This window comes from Arthrobacter sp. B1805 (genome assembly GCF_002929745.1).
Taxonomy (GTDB): domain Bacteria; phylum Actinomycetota; class Actinomycetes; order Actinomycetales; family Micrococcaceae; genus Arthrobacter_D.
The window spans coordinates 1-2,059 of sequence record NZ_PJIQ01000042.1; the positions used below are offsets into that span (position 1 = coordinate 1).

General features: G+C 55.2%; 1 protein-coding gene and 1 pseudogene. Both read right to left on the reverse strand.

The features are described 5' to 3' along the window. Window positions 1–745, reverse strand: a 745-nt coding sequence (locus tag CXQ96_RS18225; protein WP_181036546.1) for a protein rep, incomplete at its 3' end; no start/stop codon positions are given. Between the two features lie 670 nt (window positions 746–1,415). Then, window positions 1,416–2,059 (reverse strand): annotated as a pseudogene (locus tag CXQ96_RS18545) (hypothetical protein); the annotation flags it as partial.

Sequence of the window (2,059 nt, forward strand, 5' to 3'; positions counted from 1 at the left end):
GCGCTACCAAATCGCGGAGTCCTTGGCTCCATGTGATCGCTCGACGGCCCTTAGTCGCGGCCACATATTCGTTCCAAAGCTTCATGATGATGAAATTTTCGTCGTTGTCGGAACCGTCGAGAAGTTCAAACGGGGTCATCGACAAACCGCGGCCAGTCTTGAAGTCGAACCGCGCCATTTCCTTGCCGATGCCTTGATCTGGCTTCAGGTTTTTTTCCTGCACCTTGGACAGATACTGAGCTACAACCTTGCCGTCTTTGGTTGCTGGGCGAACGTCGATGCCCCGAAGTTTGCTAGGAATTCCACCGCCCAAAGAGGTCACATATTTTACCCAGCGGTCGAAAAGTGCGCTGCTCAGTGCTTCTTGATCGTCAGCAGTCATTGGCTTGTTTGTGAACAGCAGCGCGTGAATATGCGGGTGCCAACCATTTTCACCGAGGGTTACCTCGACAGCTCGCACGAATCCTTGAACGCCGAACTGATTTTTGAAGTTGACCCATGCGCGACCGGAGGTGACTTTTGACCATGCTTTGAGCGCAGCATTCAGGGTGACGGCCAGCTTGTCGGTTCTCTTGTGCCGCATGGTCAGGGTGACGAATACGAGGTGATTTTCGTCTGTCTGCCACTTCTCAACTGCCGATTGAATATCAGTTGCACGTTCGGCACGGATCACCGCAGAGCAGACAGGGCACGCCCAGATTGAGGCGCAGCGTTCAAGGCCCGAGAAGTGAGCGTTAGTGTCCAAGTCCCCGGAATGGTGGACGCCCACAGTCTCAGCAACACGCCAACGACACCGAGCAGGACGCGGAGGGCGAATCCATCCGTCCTCAGAAGCTTTGGCACCCTCACCAGCAGCCGCAACAGGTGGTAACCCGGCTTCCATCCTTGCGCCTCTAATTAGCCAGTCTGAGGAGCGTTGACGCCGTTCAAATCTCTTCCTGCGCCACTCATTTGCAGTCGAAGCGGAAGACTTATTCGCGATATACCAAGGCGGCGCCTCCGGCGCCTCTCCGGCGCCGCCGTTCCCGCTCCGCTCCACGTCGTCACCTACGGGCTTGGAGCGCCGCTCTAAGGTCTCTGACCGCGTGTTTGTCCCCGGTGGTGCTTGAATGTCGGGGTGATCCAGTAGCATTATTAAAGAAGCCTCCAGAGGCTGTATAGACGCGGAGGGATTGCCGTCCCGTTGAAACGTCTAGCGTTTAGGTTGTCGAAGGCCCCCAAGCATCTAATGCATGGGGGCCTATCGCTTTTTTAAAACCTATGCGCCAACGGGTAGCAACCAGTGCAGGCACGCCGGGGAGCGGAAACGCGCATCACTCAGGACGGCATTTATCGGCAACTTTGCACAGGTCAAGTGGCTAACATGCTGCCGCGAATGCTTCGCATCCTTTGCCATTGAAAAACCGTTGCCACGACTAAGCCGGAATATCGAGCTTGTATGGTGGCATTTTTCTATACTGTCGAGCAGCATCCTTGATTGCCTGGTCATCACACCAGAAAGCCCTAAACCGAACTACTGCCCCAGTTTCTCCGTCAACCATGTACCCAGTTCCGGGCTGAGACTGAGGGATTTTGTCGCAGTGCGCCCCGGCATCGTATGTGGATGCACCAAGAGCCAAAGTGGCGTCGTCCTTGGTGCGAAAGCGGAGGCCGACCACCGAGGTAAAGAGGCTCCGGGCCAAAATCGAGTCAGCACGTGGATCTTGAGCAAGAGCAAGAACGTTGATTCTTGCAGCGCGACCAGTGGACAGAACACGCTTCAAATCAGACTCAATCGCTGTTTTCGCCTTGTTGTCAGGGGCTGTGTACACAAGGGATGAATACTCATCAAGCAGCAGCAGAATAGCCGGCTGTTCTGTCGTTGGTTCGTGCTTTCTGGAACCAACGGAAACCATGTATTCGAGCCGGCGGTCTACCTCAGCGCGAAGTTCTCCCAGTGCTGCAGCGGCTTGTTCAAACGTTGTCGCGATCGAATCAAACAAAGGTTCTCCGGTGATGAGCTCGACGCCTCCCTTAAGGTCAACACCGATTACGCGGACAGTTCCACGGTCGATATGAG